Genomic DNA, 18,115 nt, shown 5'->3' with positions numbered 1-18,115 from the left:
AAAGGCGCATTCCCTGAATGCGCCCTTTTAATCATTGGCGGAACGGACGGGACTCGAACCCGCGACCCCCTGCGTGACAGGCAGGTATTCTAACCAACTGAACTACCGCTCCTGAGTGTTTGGGAAGCGATTAATTATCGCACCCAGAATTACTTGTTGACCGCGTCTTTCAGCGCTTTACCAGGTTTGAAAGTTGGCAGAGTCGCTGCCGAAATTTCGATTGGCTTACCTGTTTGTGGGTTGCGGCCAGTACGTGCAGCACGTTCTTTAACAGAAAAAGTACCAAAACCAACTAATGCTACTGATTCACCTTTTTGCAACGCAGTGCTAATAGCTTCTAGTGCACCGTCTAATGCACGACCTGCAGCTGCTTTTGGGATGTCGGCAGAAGCTGCAATTGCGTCGATCAGTTCAGACTTATTCACGATGTTCCCCTTTATCGAGTCTAGAGATTTTTTATGTTCTGTAGTCCATGCCCAGCACAAATAACCCGCACTTTATACCAACTGGCAGAAAGGGGTGTCAAGCGACAAACCCCTGATTCTGCCTATGTTTCAGCTTAATGCGTGTTAATTTGCTCCGAGCCGGATTGAGCTGATTTTTTTTCGGAAGAAACGGCCTCTTCTGCCTCTTCCGGAAGTGGTTTTGGCTGATAAGTCAAGGCAATTTCCAAAACTTCATCAATCCATTTGACCGCTTTGATTTCCAAATCCGCTTTGATGTTATCAGGAATCTCTTTGAGATCGCGCTGATTTTCATCTGGGATGATCACGGTTTTGATACCACCGCGATGGGCTGCCAATAGTTTCTCTTTAAGTCCGCCAATTGGCAATACCTGACCGCGCAAAGTAATTTCACCGGTCATAGCCACATCGGCACGTACGGGGATGTTCGTCAGCGCCGACACCAATGCCGTACACATACCGATACCCGCACTTGGGCCGTCTTTTGGTGTTGCACCTTCTGGTACGTGGATATGGACGTCGTTCTTCTCATGGAAGTCGGATCGGATACCCAACGACTTAGAGCGACTACGCACAACGGTTAACGCCGCTTGGATGGACTCTTTCATGACATCGCCCAAGCTACCCGTCGTGACCTGACGACCTTTGCCCGGTACAACCGTTGACTCGATGGAGAGGATATCGCCACCCACTTGAGTCCATGCAAGCCCCGTGACCTGACCAATCTGGTCTTTCTCTTCGGCCAAACCAAACTTGTGTTTTTCAATCCCGCTTAACTCTTCAAGATCCGCTTCAGATACCACAACTGGGATAGCACGCTTCTCCAGAGAGATATCTTTCACAACCTTACGGCAGATTTTTGCTACTTCTCGCTCAAGACCACGAACACCGGCTTCACGGGTGTAGTAACGAATCAGACCAAGGACGGCTTCGTCTGTAATATCGATCTCTTTTGGCTTCAACCCATTCTGAGCAATTTGCTTAGGAATCAGATACTTGCGAGCAATATTTAATTTTTCACCTTCGGTGTAACCCGGAATACGGATGATCTCCATACGGTCCAATAACGGGCCAGGAATGTTCATCGAGTTTGAGGTACACACGAACATCACATCAGAAAGATCGTAATCGACCTCTAAGTAGTGGTCGTTGAACGTTGAGTTTTGCTCTGGGTCCAGTACCTCAAGCAGTGCGGATGCCGGATCACCGCGATGATCCATGCCCATTTTGTCGATCTCATCCAGCAAGAAGAGTGGGTTTTTAACACCGACTTTGGACATTTTCTGGATTAATTTACCCGGCATCGAACCGATGTAGGTACGACGGTGACCACGAATTTCAGCTTCATCACGCACACCACCCAAGGCCATACGGATGTACTTACGATTCGTCGCACGTGCGATCGAACGACCAAGAGAGGTCTTACCCACACCAGGAGGACCTACCAAGCAAAGGATTGGGCCTTTGATCTTTTTAACGCGTTTCTGAACGGCCAAGTACTCAAGGATGCGCTCTTTCACTTCATCCAAACCGAAGTGATCTTCGTTTAAGATCTCTTCCGCTTGTTTCATGTTATGGCGCACTTTAGAGCGCTTCGTCCATGGAATTTGCAGCATCCAATCGATGTAACCGCGAACCACCGTCGCTTCAGCTGACATCGGCGACATCATCTTCAGCTTATTAAACTCAGCGATTGTTTTGTCATGCGCTTCTTTGGGCATGCCCGCTGAATCTATGCGATTTTTAAGATCTTCAATATCACTTGCGCCGTTCTCGTCTAGATCGCCCAGCTCTTTCTGAATCGCTTTCATTTGCTCATTCAGATAATACTCGCGCTGGCTCTTCTCCATCTGCTTCTTAACACGACCACGGATGCGCTTCTCAACTTCAACGAGGTCGATCTCCGCTTCCATCAGCGACATCAGATGCTCTAAACGCTTACGGTTATCCAGCATTTCAAGAATGCTTTGCTTTTCATCAAGCTTGAGTGACATGTGCGCAGCGATGGTATCCGCCAAGCGGCCAATGTCATCGATGCTTTGCAATGAGGTTAATACTTCAGATGGGATTTTTTTGTTGATCTGGATGAATCGATCAAACTGCTCAAGCGCGGTGCGCTTATAGACATCACCTTCGGCTTCGCTGAGTTTTTCAACGGGTAAGCCGCTGACACGGGCTTTGAAGAACGTATCTGAATCATCAAGCTCTTCAATTTTAGCTCGGTAATCACCCTCTACCAGCACTTTAACGGTACCGTCTGGTAGTTTTAACATTTGCAGTACGCTAGCAACCGTACCTACTTGGAATAGGTCATCAGCAACAGGCTCATCGTCGGACGCGTTTTTCTGCGCAATCAATAAAATCTCTTTATCCCCTTCCATTGCCGCTTCAAGCGCCTCGATGGACTTTTCACGGCCAACGAACAAAGGAATTACCATATGCGGGTATACAACCACATCGCGTAACGGCAGAACGGGAAGCTCTACATTCAAGGTATCGGTGTTAGCTTCAAGATTATCCATATTGGATTGTGCCTCTCTGCAGGGCGCCCGGAAAACAAACGAGAACCGAACGCGAAAAAATAAAGGGACATAACGTCAGATACTTCTATGGGGACTCAGTTCAAAAAATACAAGCCAAGGCCTTGAGAAAATGGGGTCTGATGACAGTCCGACACTTCGAGTTATAGCAACACAATGGTCAGTTAGCAATTTGAAAGCGCACCCAAACGTGCTCACAACTTGGGTGCGTAGGTAGGTTTTTATTTGTAGTAAGCGTTATCGGTAACGGTATGATCCGTTACATCGCGAACACCCACCAGCGCGGGGATGCGCTCGATTAAGGTTTTTTCTACGCCATCTTTGAGCGTCAGGTCAACCGCACTGCAGCCTTGGCAACCGCCACCGAACTGAAGAATGGCCACATGACCTTCCTCTTTTTCGATCAACTCGATCAACTTAACCTCACCGCCGTGTGATGCAAGACCTGGGTTAATTTCGGAGTACAAAATGTAGTTGATCTGCTCTTCTAGAGGGCTGTCCGCAGAGACTTTAGGTACTTTAGCGTTTGGGGCTTTAATGGTCAGCTGACCACCCATGCGATCCTTAGCGTAATCAACGATGGCCTCTTCTAGGTAAGGCAAGCTGTTGCGCTCTAGGTAAAAACGCAGCTGAGTCATCTCCATGATCTCATCATCTTCGTTGATTTCATCAGGTCGGCAATACGCCAAGCAGGTTTCTGCGTAGGGAGTACCAGGCTGAGTAACAAACATACGAACCGCGATACCGGGTACATTTTGTTTTTCCAGAAGCTCAGCTAAATACTCTTCAGCACCTGGAGTAACGGTCATAATTTTCGACATATTGGCTACCTATCTAACGGTTCTTTATCATTTTCGAGAATACACGGATTTAATGACCCAGTAAATTGATCGGCTATTCAACACTCTTCTGCCAATCGCGTAACAATTACGCTAACACTCTGATACACTGGGTTTAATTCCACATGGAGGCGCACTATGACGGACCACTCAGTTGTATTCTCCTTCTTTTTAATCTTTTCCGGCGCGGCCGTTTTAGCCTCTTTTGCCTTATATACACGCCAACCATTGTTGATCGCGTACATTGTCCTTGGCGCCCTGTTTGGCCCTTACGGCTTCAAACTGGTCACCGATACCCAATTGCTGTCCGATATATCCCATGTCGGGATCATCTTTTTGCTATTTTTACTTGGCCTCGACATGCAGCCTGCGCATCTGATTCAGATGCTTAAAAAAGCAACCTCCGTGGCCGTCGGAAGCTCCCTCTTATTCTTGCTCTTAGGTACCAGCACGGGCTTAGCGTTTGGCTTTACGCTCATAGAGTCCCTGATCATGGGTGCAGCTTTGATGTTTTCAAGTACCATCATCGGAATAAAGTTGCTACCCACCACCGTTTTACACCATCGAAGGACCGGAGAGCTGGTTGTTGGCCTTTTGTTACTTCAGGATGTGATCGCTATCATCGTTTTACTGATTCTTTATAGTGCACAATCTCAAGAAATGTCAGCCATGGTCTATATCAAGCCCTTGATCGCACTACCCATACTGACCGCAGGTGCATTTGCCTTAGTACGGTTTGTTATTTTGCCGCTGATCGCCCGCTTCGATCGTTTTCACGAGTATATCTTCTTGTTGGCGCTGGGCTGGTGCTTAGGGTTGGCCGAAACCGCCCAGTTTATTGGTCTCTCAGCTGAGATGGGCGCGTTTGTGGCGGGCGTCACTTTGGCATCCAGCCCCATTTCTCAGTTTATTGCGACTAACTTAAAACCGTTACGCGACTTCTTTTTGATTCTGTTTTTCTTCTCGGTAGGCGCAAGCTTCAATCTAAACCTGATTGGTGAGATTCTGCTGCCAGCACTGGTCTTTGCCGCGCTAGTAATCACATTAAAACCGGTGATTTTCCGCTGGCTATTAAACCGCATCAAAGAAGGAGATCAACTCTCGTGGGAGGTAGGCTTCCGCTTAGGTCAGATCAGTGAGTTTTCATTGCTTATTGCTTATCTTGCGGCGGGGAGCGCTTTAATCGGCCAAACGGCCTCGCACGTGATTCAAGCAACGGCAATCCTGACCTTCTTGATCTCGACCTACATTGTTATTTTGAACTACCCGTCTCCGATTGCCATCTCTGACAAACTGAGACGGGATTAACCAAGACGACTAAAACGCCGTTTTATCGCGACCTTCCCAAAGGGCGGTTGCCTGGTTTACCACGGATTCGTGGGAATCGGCTTTTTGCAGTAAGACAAGAATCGCAGCAACGGTCGTAATGACAGCCCCTTCACCGTATTCATGAGAAGACTCACCCCGCCATACAGAGCGCAGCACGCTAGGGTCAAGGTTTTCATCACGCACCAAACGACGCGGATAAATACGGGGCCACTCTTCATCCGATAATTCACCTTGCTTAATCCAACGGACCTCGCAGGAAGTATCAGGCTTAAGTTCGGCTTCCCCCCCATCGCCACGAATGGTTAGGCTCTGTTCTACGCCCAGTAACTGACTGGCCTTTTGGTGCATCGGCGCATAAGCCGGATGAAATACCCCATCAACCGTATGATGAGCGCCTAACGGATTGATCAAGCGGCATAAGGTATGGACAGGTGAACGCAACCCCAAAATATTGCGCAGCTGAATGATTTCGCCCAAGCGTGGTACCAAGTGATTGATCGACATAAATGCAAACGCATGTTGATCGAGACTCGTTTCAACCTGCTGCCAACCCTGACAGACTGGAATGTTGAATTGGGATAGCATGTCCTCGGTGTACAAGCGCCCCGCCGTATGACCACGCGAACCGTGCATGAACACACGAGTGCCTGACTGAGCTAACGTTAAAGCCGCCAACAGGTACCAAGGTAACTGGCGTTTTTTACCCGCATAGGAGGACCAATCCAGATCGACATGTACGCGATCGGACGGTGCATGTGAGTGTTCACGCGCCGCTTTCACAAAGCCGGTCAACTCCTCCGGCGACTCCTCCTTGACCCTTAGCAGCATTAAAAAAGCACCGAGCTGCTCTGGGCGGACCTGATCGGTCAAAATCATACTCATCGATTCATAAGCCTCTTGCTCGGTTAACGAGCGAGAACCTTTTTTACCTTTACCTAGAATTCGAACATAGGGCGCAAACGGGTGTTCTGACACGATGAGATCCTCCTTACAGATCGCTCTATAGTACCGGATTGCCATCCCCAAGAGCCAGATTCAGGCATGATCTTGAGCTGATTGCCTACACTATTAATGGTATGATCCGCGCCAATTCTGAGGAGTCTGTATGAAAAACCGTCAAATCCGCTTTGGCCGACCGAAGGCCGCACGTCAAACCCTACCTGATGAGCCAATAGAGCTCACCATCGAACGTATGAGTCAGGAAGGGCGCGGCGTCGCAAAACGCGACGGTAAAACGGTTTTTGTCGACGGAGCATTGCCAGGTGAACGCGTCACGGCCCGTATCGATAAACAGCACAAGCGTTACGATGAGGCCACCGCCACAGCCATCAACGAAGCCTCTGATGACCGACTGACGCCCTTCTGCCCCTCTTTTAATGAGTGCGGCGGCTGTCAGCTACAACACTTGAGCAGCGAAAAACAGCTTGAATACAAACTGGATAATGTACTGAACCAACTGAGCCGCATGTCCGAGATTGTACCCAGTAGCATTGAGGCGCCGTTGCAATCCCCTACCCAGGAATACCGACGTGCGGCAAGGGTAGGCATCAATGTTCTACAACGAAGTGGTGAAGTAATAACGGGATTCCGTCGAGCCCAGTCCAACAAGTTAACGGCCATCGATCGCTGCCCAGTATTGATCAGCTCCATCAGCGATCTGATCGCCCCACTGCGTGACTGCATCGCTGAGCTTGATAACCCCAAGCGCTTTACGCAGATGGAATGCTTACAAAGCAGTGATACCCTGCTAGTCGGCCTGCGCTGTAAAGGTCGCTTGAAGGATGAGGATACAGAACAACTCACTGCGTTTGCTAAAGCGAATAAAATCACCCTTCGCGTTACTGGTGATCATGGTGATCTTTTTATCCACTCAGAACGCCAAGCGCATCTGACCGAATCCGGCTTAACCTTGGCTTGTGAGCTTGGGGATTTCGTCCAGATCAACCCGCACATTAATGAGCAGATGATTCAAAAAGCCATTGAGTGGCTATCGCCAAACCAGAACGATGTCATTCTTGATTTGTTCTGCGGGCTCGGTAACTTTTCACTCCCCTTAGCCCAACACGCGGGCCAAGTGATCGGTGTTGAAGGCGGCGAGCTGATGGTTAAAAGAGCCACACAGAACGCCCAGCTTAACCAACTCGATAACTGTACTTTTTACTGTGCCGACCTGACCCAGCCGCCAGAGCAACATGAATGGTTTAACCAAAAAGCCAACAAGCTGGTACTAGACCCACCGCGTGCCGGCGCGTTTGAGCTGGTTCAAGCATTAAGTCCTTTTGCTGAAAAGATACTGTATGTCTCATGTGAGCCATCGGCACTGGCCCGTGATGCCAAGGTATTAAAAGAGAAAGGCTACACACTGAGCAAATTTACCGTGATGGATATGTTTCCTCACACCAGCCACATCGAATCCATTGCACTGTTCGAAAAATGAGTCAGTCCACTATCCCTGTTGTTTTTGAAGATGAGCACATCTTAGTCGTGTCCAAACCGTCTAATGTACTCTCGGTGCCCGGTAAAGGCCCTGAAAAGCAAGATTGTTTGATCAGCCGCCTGCATGATCAAGGCTTTCACACAGCGCGTATTGTTCACCGACTGGATTACGCAACATCGGGGTTGATGGTGGTTGGGTTAACCGCCCAAAGCCATAAACACCTAAGCATTCAATTTCAGGATCGCAAAACCCAAAAACGCTACGAGGCCATTGTTGCAGGTCAACCGGATGAGACTCAGGGGAGTATTGAGCTCCCGTTACGGTGCGATTGGGAAAATAGGCCTTTGCAGATGGTCGATTTTAAGCAAGGCAAACCGGCTTTAACGCACTGGTCAGTCATGGAGCCTATCCATCACTACCCTATCTCAGCTTCTCGAATCGATTTAACCCCAGTAACGGGGCGTTCTCATCAATTGCGAGTACACCTACAAGCCATTGGGCACACCATTTTAGGGGATGAGTTTTATGCTGAGCCTGAAAGCAAGGAAGCCTCAGATCGTCTCTTATTGCACGCTAAAGAACTGGGCTTTTCCCACCCAATAAGTGAAGAGTGGCTTTGCTTTAAAGAAACACCTCCCTTTTAATCCGTCGGTGTTTTTAGAGGTGGAAATTAAACCACCCTCACCGGCTCACCTTGTTGAAAAGCGGTGATGTTTTCGATGGTTTGTTGGATGATGGTTCTGCGAGATTCAACACTGCCCCAAGCGGAATGAGGCGTAACGATCAAATTCGGTATGTGGCTATCCAGCAACGGATTTCCATTGACGGGAGGCTCTTCGGTTAATACATCGGTCGCTGCACCGGCAATCTGCCCTTCACGAAGGGCATCAGCCAAGTCATGTTCGTTAACGACGCCACCGCGAGCAACGTTAATCAATACCGCCGTAGATTTCATCGCTTGCAGTGCTGCTCGGTCGATTAAACCTCGTGTTTCATCGGTTAACGGGCAATGCAGTGTGATCACATCCGATGTTTGCAACAGAAGGTCCATATCGACACGACCATCACGCTGGTCATTCGAATCGCGCTTAGCAATGAAGATCTTCATGCCAAAGGCTTCAGCGATTTTTGCCACACCTTGACCAAGGTGACCAAAACCCACAATACCCAGTGTTTTGCCGCTCAGCTCTGTGATGGGGTAATCCAAAAGGCAGAATTGATCCGACTTTCCCCAAGCGCCCGCTTTGGCATCTTTATCGTAATCGACGAGCCGAGTATTGAGTGCCAACATAAGTGCAATGGTGTGCTGTACAACCGAATTCACCCCGTAGGCCTGACAATTCGAGACGGTTATCCCTCTCGATTTTGCAGCGACAAGGTCGATGTTATTCGTACCGGTGGCCACAACACAAATCAGTTTAGCCTGCGTTCCCTCAAGTGCTTGTCGATCCAAAACCACCTTGTTGGTTATGATGACATCAACATCAGAGATACGAGCTAACAGATCTGATTCAGAAGTCGAGCTGTAAACATCCAAGTGTGAAAAAATGCTTTTCAATCCCTCTAACGAGAGATCATCAACGCTTTTTGAGTCGAGAAAAACACCTTTCACACCGGATTCCTTGTACAGGCTGCTTACATTTTATCTTTCAAAGACCAAAGGATCTCTTCGGCTACGTTGTTATCCGCAGGCTGACCTTGATCATCAAGCACAGACACCAACACGCCCGAACGCATGCGGTTCAGCGCTAGCTGGTAACGTCCAACAGAAAGATACGCGTTTTGCTCTTCATCAAAACGGCCTTTCGACTTGCCTGAGTTAAAGACATACACCACGCGACCTGCAAGCCAGATTTTATAGCCATCTTGCTTGGATAAGTCTTCTGGATCACCGTATTCGGCAATTAACTCTTCAGCCGATTTTGAGGAGTAACGAATGCCGTCGTCTTCCTCTTCAGCACCGACCAAGGAGGCCAAGCCATCCGTGTTCAGCTTGATGTCGCCACGGTCTGAGAACATCCACTCAAAAAAGCCCATGCTCTTTTTCTCGACCGGGGTCGTGGTTACGTACGTCATGTACAACATGCCGCTTTTTTGATCGCGTGTACCCACATCAAACTCAGCTGCATCAGCCGCTTGATTGACTAGCGTCCAGACATTATCGACCGAGTCTTCAATTTTTAAGACTGGCTGACCATTCGAGTCACGGCCTAACTGAGGGCGATGTGTCGAAGTCTTGGTTTGCTCAGAAAGCAAGGTTTGCTGGCTTTCGGCATCGGTCGCGCGGCTCATGTACCGGAGCATCTCAAACATCATGTCGGTTTTATAACCGACATCTTGAGAATCCTTAGACCAGTCGATGCTGGATACCGTCTCATCTTTCGGGAATTGAGCGTGCTGCATAACAATCGCGGTTTTGTTGAGGTCGTTATTTTCAGGTCTCAATGTGACGCGCAATTTGTCTTGCGTACCTTCAGGAATGTTCTGGAACGTCAGCGTTTTGATCCAGCGGTCCACCGCGTGATACTGAGGGCCATCGGTGATAATCCAATCACTTTCGATAACGCCTTCACGGGGGTTGATATCCCCTACTTTGATCTTGTTGTAGTCCATAAAGCCGAGGACTTTATTCCACACTTGATCAATCGGCTCATCGACTATGATGATTTTATCGCCATCACTCACACGCTTAAGCGATACAGCATCACTGCCCGTATCAGCGTAGAAGAACTCAGGGCGCGGCACCTCGTAATCTTTTTGTGCAGCGCTTGCCGTTACCCCCACTTTTGGGACAACCAGCAGATCCTGAGTTTGTTTAGCCTGCAGATGCGGAGGTATCTCCAGAGGTTTGATCAACTTAGCGTGTTCATATTCCTGATTTCTATCCCTGATTACGCCATTTTCGCCATAGATCGGATTTTTATCGATCACACTACAGCCTGTTACGACCATTCCGGACAGAACAGCAACAGGAAGCAACCGCATCTTGCTCAACACTTTAACTCCTTATTTGATCAGGCCTGAATCTACCATCGCCTGATGAACAACCGGTTGTTGCTCTTCAGACAGAACCGTCAATGGCAAACGAATGCCTTTACCAATCAGGCCCAGATCGTACATCGCCCATTTAACGGGGATTGGATTAGCTTCAACAAACAGCTTAGTGTGCAGTGGCATTAAACGCGCTTGTAGTTCACGCGCCTTATCCGCCTCATCTGCAAGCCCTAAGCGACACAGCTCTGACATCTCGGCTGGCGCGATGTTCGCTGTCACAGAGATATTTCCGTGTCCACCGGCCAAAATAAGCTCAATAGCCGTCGCATCATCACCGGAGTAGATGGCAAAGCCTTCAGGTGCCTTAGCAATCAGATCACGCGCGCGCTCAACATCACCTGTGGCTTCTTTAATACCAATGATGTTTGGAATGTCCGCCAAGCGTAAAACCGTTTCAGTTTGCATATCACACGCAGTACGACCCGGTACGTTGTACAGAATCTGCGGGATATCTACCTCTTCAGCTATGGCCTTAAAATGCTGGAACAAACCTTCTTGGGTTGGCTTGTTGTAGTAAGGCGTAACCAACAAACATGCGTCTGCACCGACTTTTTGAGCTTCGCGGGTCAGTTCAATCGCTTCACGCGTTGAGTTCGCGCCAGTACCTGCGATGATCGGTAGGCGACCTTTAACACGGTCTACAACGTGTTTGATTACCGCACAATGCTCTTCACAATCGAGAGTGGCTGACTCACCGGACGTACCAACAGCAACAATGGAGTTAGTGCCGTTATCCAAGTGGAAGTCCACGATCTTATCCAGCGCGTCCCAATCAACATAACCGTTATCTTTCATTGGGGTCACAAGCGCAACTAGGCTGCCGGTAATCATTTTATTCTCCGTAATCACAGTTGGATGACTTTTTTCTCATCCAATCGCCGTTTTGATATCGTATAGAACCCGATATTCTATACGAAATAATTCGGTAAGGCGTAGTAGCCATTGCCCTTTTTTCACATTGAGGTGTTATTGATATGTCCGAGATTACTGTTGGCCAACCTGTTGCTGACTTCACTGCACAAGCCACCAACGACCAAACCGTAACCTTGTCCGAACTAAAAGGTAAAAATGTTTTGATCTATTTTTACCCAAAGGACAACACACCAGGCTGCACGACAGAGGGTCAAGACTTTCGCGACCACATTGCCGACTTTGAAGCCAATGACACGGTGATCTTCGGCGTCAGTAAAGACAGTCTGCGCACCCACACCAATTTCAAAACCAAACATGAGTTTCCGTTTGAATTGATCACAGACCCGGAAGAAGAAGTGTGCAAACACTTTGATGTGATCAAATTGAAAAAGAATTATGGCCGTGAATACATGGGCATTGAACGCAGCACCTTCCTGATCGATAAAGAAGGCATCTTGCGAGAGGAGTGGCGTAAGGTAAAAGTTAAAGGCCACGTTCTTGAGGTGTTGGAAGCGGTTAAAGCGCTGTAAACCGATCAGATCTGCATAAAAAAGGGATGCCACATTGCATCCCTTTTTTTGATTACGAGACTATTTCAACACTGTCCTCGTCCGGCCTTGCCGCAGGCCACGCATTCATAATGGCCTTAACCAAGGTAGCCAGCGGGATCGCAAAAAACACGCCCCAAAAGCCCCATAAGGTTCCGAACACCAGTACCGATACAATGATCGCAATCGGATGCAGGTTGACCGCTTCCGAGAAAAGCAAAGGCACTAACACATTGCCATCCAGAGCCTGAATGATGGCATAAGCGATCATTAGGTACATGAACTCACTTTCCAATCCCCATTGGAAGAAACCAATCAAGGCCACTGGCAAGGTCACTACGGCCGCACCAATGTAAGGAATAAGCACCGACAGTCCTACCATCACCCCTAACAAGGCTGCGTAATTGACACCCAAAAAGGCAAAGGTGATGTAGGTCACAACACCAACGATCAGGATTTCGATGATTTTGCCGCGGATGTAATTCGCAATCTGATCATCCATTTCATTCCAGATGTTGTTCAACATCTGACGCTTTTTCGGTAAAAACGATGCCCACCAAGAGGCGATGGAGCGCCCATCTTTTAGGAAGAAAAAGACCAAGATCGGCACTAGAACCAAATACACCAGCAAGGTTACGACATTGCCCAGCGAGCTGATCGAGTAACTCAGAATCCACTGCCCTGCCGTTGAGAGTTCTTTAGTGGCTAACGCGATGATGTTTCGGATTTGATCCTCGGTAAACCAGTCAGGATAAGTCTGTGGCAAAACCAACAACTGCGATTGTAACTGCTGCGCCATACGAGGCAGGTCAACAAACAGGCTTGATAACTGAGTCCAGGCCAAGGGTATAACGATTAACAAAAGCGTTAACACAAAACCCATGAACCCTGTAAAGGTGATGGCAACCGCCCCTAAGTGCGGAATATTTTTGGTTTTTAACCAATCAACGCCACCCTGCATTAAAAAGGCAATGATGAGACCGGCAAACACGGGTGCTAATGGTTTACCCAATACAGCGATGACTAATAACGCCAGCGCCACCAGTATGAAAAGGAACAAAGCCTCTTCATCTGAGAAATACCGGTCGATCCATTTAGCGATAATGGCTTTCATACTCTGTTACTTTCCTAATTCTTATCGGTCGATCATTCTTAGGTCTTAGTGCCTTTTCGAATGATGTATTGGTAGGGCTCTTTCTCAGTGAACGACTCTAAGAGCGTATGGTCAGAATGCTCAACAAAGGTAATCACGTCACGAATGGAACCTGCATCCGTTGCGATGACTTTTAACACCTTGCCTTCGTCCAGTTTATGCAGCGCTTGTTTGGTTTTTAACAAGGGCATAGGGCATGGCAAGCCTGAGGCGTCTAATGTCTGGTCAATTGTGATCTCTGGCATTGTTCACCTTAATAAAAACAATTTGTTAGGCGCACTAACGATAATAGTATCTAAATGCGATAAGATCATGACACGCACTCAACGCCGTTTAAAGAGTAAGGATAACAACATGAAGGCATGGGCTTGCCAAATATTGACTAAAGTCGCACTGGCCAGCACCCTGTCTGTCGCACCCATCGCCTTTGCAGATGACTTTCTCCCCATGATGGGTGATAGCACATCGGGCATTATCTCGTTACAGAAAGAACACCAATTAGGCCAAGCCTGGGTTCGAACGCTTCGAGGCAGAGCGCGTTTATACGATGACCCGTTAACGTACAGCTATCTTAACGATTTAATCTGGAATTTGGTATCACACAGCCAAATGCAGGATAAGCGGATTGAGCTTGTCGTCATGGATAACGCGACTCTGAATGCCTTTGCCGTACCAGGCGGCGTTGTCGGCGTGCACGCAGGTTTATTGTTAAGTACCGAGCATGAGGATGAACTCGCATCGGTACTGGCGCACGAACTTGCGCACTTAAGCCAGCGACACTTTGCAGCCCAACTGGAAGAAGCCAGACGCAGCCGCCCTTTTACGTTAGCAAAATTATTAGCAAGCATTTTGGTCGCAAGCGCTGACAGCGAGGCCGGTGCGGCTGCGATATCGAGTACGATTGCCACCCAGCAATCCAGCGCTTTGGCGTTCTCTCGACAAAACGAGCAGGAAGCCGATCGCCTTGGTATGCAAACATTAGTGAGCGCTGGGTTTGATCCAAGCTCGATGCCAAGAATGTTTTCTCGTTTGATGCAATCCCAGCGTTTTGATACCAATCGTTTACCAGAATTTTTACTGACGCACCCTGTCTCTCAATCGCGTATAGCCGATGCATTGAATCGATCATCTCAGTTACCAACACCAAGCAAACCCGATCAAGACTCTATCGATTTCTTACTGACCAAAACACGCATTGCCATCCATTACACGGAAAACCAGCGCACGTTACTACAGAACTATCAGCGTAATGTTGAACAATCCCCCACCCCGATAAACCTGTATGGTTACATGGTCACAGCCTACAACAATGGCCAAGTACAGCTTGCGGAAGCGCAATTTAATCGCTTACCCAGCAGCTGGAAACGCCACCCCTCAGTCCTGATCAGCAAGGCTGATGGCTTGATCGATAATCGTCAATACGACAGCGCGATCAGCTTACTCAAGCGGCTGGACGATGACTATCCAGATACCTACACGGTCATGAAATATCTTGCTAAGGCCTATTTCAATAGTGGCAAAACTCAAGAGGCGATCCGGGAGATGCAGGCTCTGACCCGCAAATCACCCAACGATGTCGATAACTGGTACCTGCTGTCGGAAGCCTATGGTCAAGCTGGACAGACTATGAATGTGCACTTTACTCGCATCGAGTACTTTCTATTGACTGGACAAACCGATCGAGCGGATCAGCAGATTCGTTACGCCAAAAGAGATTCAGACAAGAGTGAATCCACCGAGCGAAGATTGACTCAGCTAGAACAAGAGACACGTGAAGTGCGGGATGCGATGAAGATGGATTATTGATCAGCTTTACAGTTGACCATTGTGTCTACATCCAAAGCTGGCTTAACACCCAACAAATGAACCGACAAGCAATTCTGAAACGCCAACTGAGCCACTACTGAGCGATCACTACTTAACTCGCCAGTCGTCATTAGATGTCGCTCTGCACCCCGCCTAACATCCTCAAGGAACGACTGATAAGGGGCACGGATATCTTCATTCAGCTTGTACGGCTCGCCATTGACGATGCGTGTGATCGCCAAAAAAGCTTTGTCATTGAAAAGGTGTTCGTAAAAGGATTGCCAATAAAGACTGGTCGTTTTCTTGTCACGCACATTCTGAAGGTCACACCATTCCAGTGACCAACGGTCTAATTCGAGCAACAAGCGTGTTAGCTCAGATGTTTGCCATGCTTTGTACAGCACCAACTTAGACGGGAAATTATTGTAAACGGTCGGCTTAGAAACCTCAGCCTGCTGCACAACCAAATCAATCGATGTTCCTTGATAACCTAACTCACAAAACAGTTGGCCGGCACTCTCGATGATATGGCTTTTCTTTGAAGGTCTACCGCGACTGGGCACAAGAATCCTTAATTAATGCATTTTTTGGCAAGGGTACGCTGTTTTAAGATAATAAAAAAGGCGATCGAACTATCGCTGATCGCCTTTTAAAAGAAGCTTACGATTAAACTTTCAGTTCAGCTTCGACCATTTTCAGTTTACGACGCGCCAGTGCAAGGTTCGCACTGCCGTTCAGGGCGTAGTAAACGAACAACTCACGGTCAGAAGCCAATGGGCGAATTAAGTGGATCTGATCGGACAGCGTGATCAGAATGTCTTCGATGTGAGAATTCAGGTTCAACATCTTCATGGTTTTCATTTTTGCGCGTACTACTTCTGTGTTACCACCCGCTGCAACATCTAAATCCAAACCGGAACCGGCCGAACCCAACATCATACCGCTGTTATAGTCCACTAGAGCTGCACACATTGCGCCATCCAGTGTTAATAGCTCTTGCAAACTCTCGTCGATCTTACTCATGGAAGTGTACCTTATCCTTGTCAGGGTTAAACGCTAAGCACTTAGAGGTTAAGTGCCTTTAAAATTGCATCGTAGGCCTTTTGAACCGTCCAATGCGCTATACCACCGTTGACCGTCTTATCAAAACACGCCAACAGCACATAATCTTGCTCTTTAGAAAAAATCATCTTAGCCAGCATCTTGCCCTGCTCAGTTTCGATCGAGGCTCCTAGCACTTCGCCCATGTCACTTTCAGCTGCAAGACTATGAGCAAGACCACTGTAGGAGACGGCCATAGTTGCCAAACGGCTGGCTTCGCGGTCGGAACCTGACCTCTCTACGCCTGAACTTGCTATCAAAAATCCGTCAGAGGTAGCCAGCAACATAAACTCAAGGCCTTCACTATCTGACACTCGGCCGGCTAATATTGTTTCAATCGCTTCAGCCTGATGGTAGGTGTTATCACTCATACTTAATCCAGTAAAAATCGCAGCTCTGCATTGGAGATCAATACATGCAGCAGCACGGTCAAATCTTCTGTACTTCTTGGATCAGCCATAAAAACTGGCATCACCAACTCCTTGTTAGCGACCAAAACATTACAAGCATTAAGGTCTTCTTCGGTAGAGCGATTTAAAGCAATGACGAAGCAGCTCGGATCTACCCACTGACTGAAGGTATCTATAAACTCATCGAGCTCTTCTAAATAATTCTCTTGCGTGCAATCCAACAACAAAACAACGCCCATGGCACCCTTGACCAAAATGGGCCACATAAAATCAAAACGTTTTTGACCGGGGACGCCAAAAAGAGCAACTTTGCCCACGTCGCCGAGGCTGATTTCGCCATAATCCATTCCGACCGTTGTCGTCGGCTTATCTACCTTGAAGCGCTCGGTGTTTTTCGCCTCGGTTACAACAGGGGCTATTTCGCTAAGCACCTGGATAGCAGTACTCTTCCCTGCCCCCATTGGGCCTGCAAAAACAACTTTCAGTAACATATCGGTCTACTCAAATGCCTAATTTGGACTTGAACGCCTGAAGTACCGCCAGTGAAGCATCAATAGGTGGGTTCTTGACCGAATCAACTTCCTGATCCGATATCTCTACGCCGAGACCTACTGAATCACATGCATGTAGGAATAGCGCTACTTCACTGTCTACTGCGCCAGACACCATTACACCCGTCTTAATGCTTGCCGACTTACGCCCGTACAAAGAAGATAACTTAAACATCTCTGCTGTGGATGGCCAAACACCTAATTGAGGCCAACGTTTTAAACGGTATAAAGCATTTTTATCCAACCAATGCTCTTTGGCATACTCCGCTTCTTTAAGCGCCACCGACCAGATTAAACTACTGGTTGACACATCCAAGCATGAATTAAGGATAGACAACGCATCGGATTTATTCCAAGCATCCAATGATGTTTCGGATAAAACCTGAATCAATTGGTCTTTACTTAACGCATTTGTTTTAAACAATTTCTTCGAGGGCGAAGAAACTAAATAGACGTCATTGCACTGATATACACACTCCAGAGCGGATATCTCGGCAAGCCACTTAGCTGCGGATTGCCAGTGCACGGCATTAACAGCAACCTGAGGCGCAGTTGTTGCGTCATGTGAGTGATCCATTTCTTGTGAAACGGACAATCGTTGCTGTTTATTGAGCACACCTAAACGCAACCGAGACTCGTTTAGCATGTACACCAAATTAAGGGCCCGAATCGGCTTCTCGAATACAAAATCAGGATCAACAAATTCGCGATCTTCTAATAGCTCGATGCGTAATCGAGAAGAAACCGGCTCCGAATTTGTGGAAAGGACTAACTCAAGGTCAACTTCGGAAGCATCGCTCGATTTAATCAAATTCCATTTTGCATCCAGAAAAGTAGCCATAACAGATAACTGTTTTTCGACCATCGCCTTTTCTGTGTCAGAAGTCCCTGACAGATAAAAGCTGAATTGCTCCAAGTCAACCTCGACTATAAATGATTGTGCCCTAACAACTTCCCTATTCTTTTATGCG

At 47.8% G+C, this 18,115-nt stretch carries 19 protein-coding genes and 1 tRNA gene; 5 read left to right on the top strand and 15 right to left on the bottom strand.

Translation table 11 applies throughout. The annotated features are described in order from the left end of the window. Positions 1 to 35 precede the first annotated feature (35 nt). From ACXAF9_RS02880 to nfuA, 4 genes are all read right to left on the bottom strand, one after another. Positions 36 to 112 (bottom strand) — tRNA-Asp (locus tag ACXAF9_RS02880). Between the two features lie 37 nt (positions 113 to 149). Next, positions 150 to 428, bottom strand: a complete 279-nt coding sequence (locus ACXAF9_RS02875) for an HU family DNA-binding protein (protein ID WP_475070327.1) — start codon at positions 426 to 428, stop codon at positions 150 to 152. 131 nt (positions 429 to 559) lie between these two features. Then, complete coding sequence (gene lon, locus ACXAF9_RS02870) at positions 560 to 2,986, bottom strand: endopeptidase La (RefSeq protein ID WP_475070104.1); 2,427 nt, start codon at positions 2,984 to 2,986, stop codon at positions 560 to 562. A gap of 239 nt (positions 2,987 to 3,225) precedes the next feature. Further along, positions 3,226 to 3,825 carry a Fe-S biogenesis protein NfuA gene (gene nfuA, locus ACXAF9_RS02865; RefSeq protein WP_475070102.1) on the bottom strand — a complete coding sequence of 200 codons (600 nt, stop codon included), beginning with the start codon at positions 3,823 to 3,825 and terminating at the stop codon, positions 3,226 to 3,228. A 156-nt stretch (positions 3,826 to 3,981) separates the two neighbouring features. Here nfuA and ACXAF9_RS02860 point away from each other — a divergent pair, with 156 nt between their 5' ends. Then, positions 3,982 to 5,151: a cation:proton antiporter domain-containing protein gene (locus tag ACXAF9_RS02860; protein ID WP_475070100.1), complete on the top strand. Its 1,170-nt coding sequence runs from the start codon at positions 3,982 to 3,984 to the stop codon at positions 5,149 to 5,151. Between the two features lie 9 nt (positions 5,152 to 5,160). Here the strand turns inward: ACXAF9_RS02860 and ACXAF9_RS02855 are convergent, their stop codons facing one another. After that, positions 5,161 to 6,147, bottom strand: a complete 987-nt coding sequence (locus ACXAF9_RS02855; protein WP_475070099.1) for a glycosyl transferase family protein — start codon at positions 6,145 to 6,147, stop codon at positions 5,161 to 5,163. 130 nt (positions 6,148 to 6,277) lie between these two features. Here ACXAF9_RS02855 and rlmD point away from each other — a divergent pair, with 130 nt between their 5' ends. Then, entirely contained in the window at positions 6,278 to 7,609 is a 1,332-nt protein-coding gene (rlmD, locus tag ACXAF9_RS02850; RefSeq protein WP_475070097.1) for a 23S rRNA (uracil(1939)-C(5))-methyltransferase RlmD, read from the top strand. Further along, on the top strand, positions 7,606 to 8,253 hold the full coding sequence (locus ACXAF9_RS02845; RefSeq protein ID WP_475070094.1) for an RluA family pseudouridine synthase: 648 nt from the start codon (positions 7,606 to 7,608) through the stop codon (positions 8,251 to 8,253). The genes rlmD and ACXAF9_RS02845 overlap by 4 nt, the downstream gene beginning before the upstream one ends. A gap of 26 nt (positions 8,254 to 8,279) precedes the next feature. Here the strand turns inward: ACXAF9_RS02845 and ACXAF9_RS02840 are convergent, their stop codons facing one another. The 3 genes from ACXAF9_RS02840 to dapA are packed head-to-tail and all read right to left on the bottom strand — an operon-like array spanning position 8,280 to position 11,494. After that, a complete protein-coding gene (locus ACXAF9_RS02840; RefSeq protein ID WP_475070091.1) occupies positions 8,280 to 9,221 on the bottom strand; it encodes a 2-hydroxyacid dehydrogenase in 942 nt (313 codons plus the stop codon). Positions 9,222 to 9,244: 23 nt separating this feature from the next. After that, positions 9,245 to 10,606 carry an outer membrane protein assembly factor BamC gene (gene bamC / locus ACXAF9_RS02835; protein ID WP_475070086.1) on the bottom strand — a complete coding sequence of 454 codons (1,362 nt, stop codon included), beginning with the start codon at positions 10,604 to 10,606 and terminating at the stop codon, positions 9,245 to 9,247. A gap of 9 nt (positions 10,607 to 10,615) precedes the next feature. After that, the gene (dapA, locus tag ACXAF9_RS02830) at positions 10,616 to 11,494 is read right to left on the bottom strand and encodes a 4-hydroxy-tetrahydrodipicolinate synthase (protein ID WP_475070084.1); all 879 of its coding nucleotides are present in this window, start codon (positions 11,492 to 11,494) and stop codon (positions 10,616 to 10,618) included. Between the two features lie 143 nt (positions 11,495 to 11,637). Here dapA and ACXAF9_RS02825 point away from each other — a divergent pair, with 143 nt between their 5' ends. Then, the gene (locus ACXAF9_RS02825; RefSeq protein ID WP_475070081.1) at positions 11,638 to 12,105 is read left to right on the top strand and encodes a peroxiredoxin; all 468 of its coding nucleotides are present in this window, start codon (positions 11,638 to 11,640) and stop codon (positions 12,103 to 12,105) included. A 52-nt stretch (positions 12,106 to 12,157) separates the two neighbouring features. Here the strand turns inward: ACXAF9_RS02825 and ACXAF9_RS02820 are convergent, their stop codons facing one another. Continuing rightward, a complete protein-coding gene (locus ACXAF9_RS02820; RefSeq protein WP_475070078.1) occupies positions 12,158 to 13,237 on the bottom strand; it encodes an AI-2E family transporter in 1,080 nt (359 codons plus the stop codon). Between the two features lie 38 nt (positions 13,238 to 13,275). Further along, a complete protein-coding gene (locus tag ACXAF9_RS02815; RefSeq protein WP_475070074.1) occupies positions 13,276 to 13,521 on the bottom strand; it encodes a sulfurtransferase TusA family protein in 246 nt (81 codons plus the stop codon). 67 nt (positions 13,522 to 13,588) lie between these two features. Here ACXAF9_RS02815 and ACXAF9_RS02810 point away from each other — a divergent pair, with 67 nt between their 5' ends. Continuing rightward, positions 13,589 to 15,082 carry a M48 family metalloprotease gene (locus tag ACXAF9_RS02810; RefSeq protein WP_475070070.1) on the top strand — a complete coding sequence of 498 codons (1,494 nt, stop codon included), beginning with the start codon at positions 13,589 to 13,591 and terminating at the stop codon, positions 15,080 to 15,082. Here the strand turns inward: ACXAF9_RS02810 and ACXAF9_RS02805 are convergent. From ACXAF9_RS02805 to ACXAF9_RS02785, 5 genes are all read right to left on the bottom strand, one after another. Next, positions 15,076 to 15,645 carry a TetR/AcrR family transcriptional regulator gene (locus ACXAF9_RS02805; protein ID WP_475070068.1) on the bottom strand — a complete coding sequence of 190 codons (570 nt, stop codon included), beginning with the start codon at positions 15,643 to 15,645 and terminating at the stop codon, positions 15,076 to 15,078. The two genes, ACXAF9_RS02810 and ACXAF9_RS02805, sit on opposite strands and share 7 nt — an antisense overlap. A 103-nt stretch (positions 15,646 to 15,748) precedes the next feature. Beyond that, positions 15,749 to 16,105, bottom strand: a complete 357-nt coding sequence (locus tag ACXAF9_RS02800) for a hypothetical protein (protein WP_475070066.1) — start codon at positions 16,103 to 16,105, stop codon at positions 15,749 to 15,751. 41 nt (positions 16,106 to 16,146) lie between these two features. Continuing rightward, positions 16,147 to 16,554: a roadblock/LC7 domain-containing protein gene (locus ACXAF9_RS02795; RefSeq protein ID WP_475070064.1), complete on the bottom strand. Its 408-nt coding sequence runs from the start codon at positions 16,552 to 16,554 to the stop codon at positions 16,147 to 16,149. A 2-nt stretch (positions 16,555 to 16,556) separates the two neighbouring features. Further along, positions 16,557 to 17,084 carry a GTP-binding protein gene (locus tag ACXAF9_RS02790; RefSeq protein WP_475070062.1) on the bottom strand — a complete coding sequence of 176 codons (528 nt, stop codon included), beginning with the start codon at positions 17,082 to 17,084 and terminating at the stop codon, positions 16,557 to 16,559. Between the two features lie 10 nt (positions 17,085 to 17,094). Beyond that, positions 17,095 to 18,060 carry a hypothetical protein gene (locus tag ACXAF9_RS02785; RefSeq protein ID WP_475070060.1) on the bottom strand — a complete coding sequence of 322 codons (966 nt, stop codon included), beginning with the start codon at positions 18,058 to 18,060 and terminating at the stop codon, positions 17,095 to 17,097. Positions 18,061 to 18,115 lie beyond the last annotated feature (55 nt).

This window comes from Neptunomonas sp. ABH4_499 (assembly GCF_056160565.1).
The sequence above is the reverse complement of the archived record's forward strand: the minus strand, read 5'-3'. Positions and strand labels throughout refer to the sequence as shown.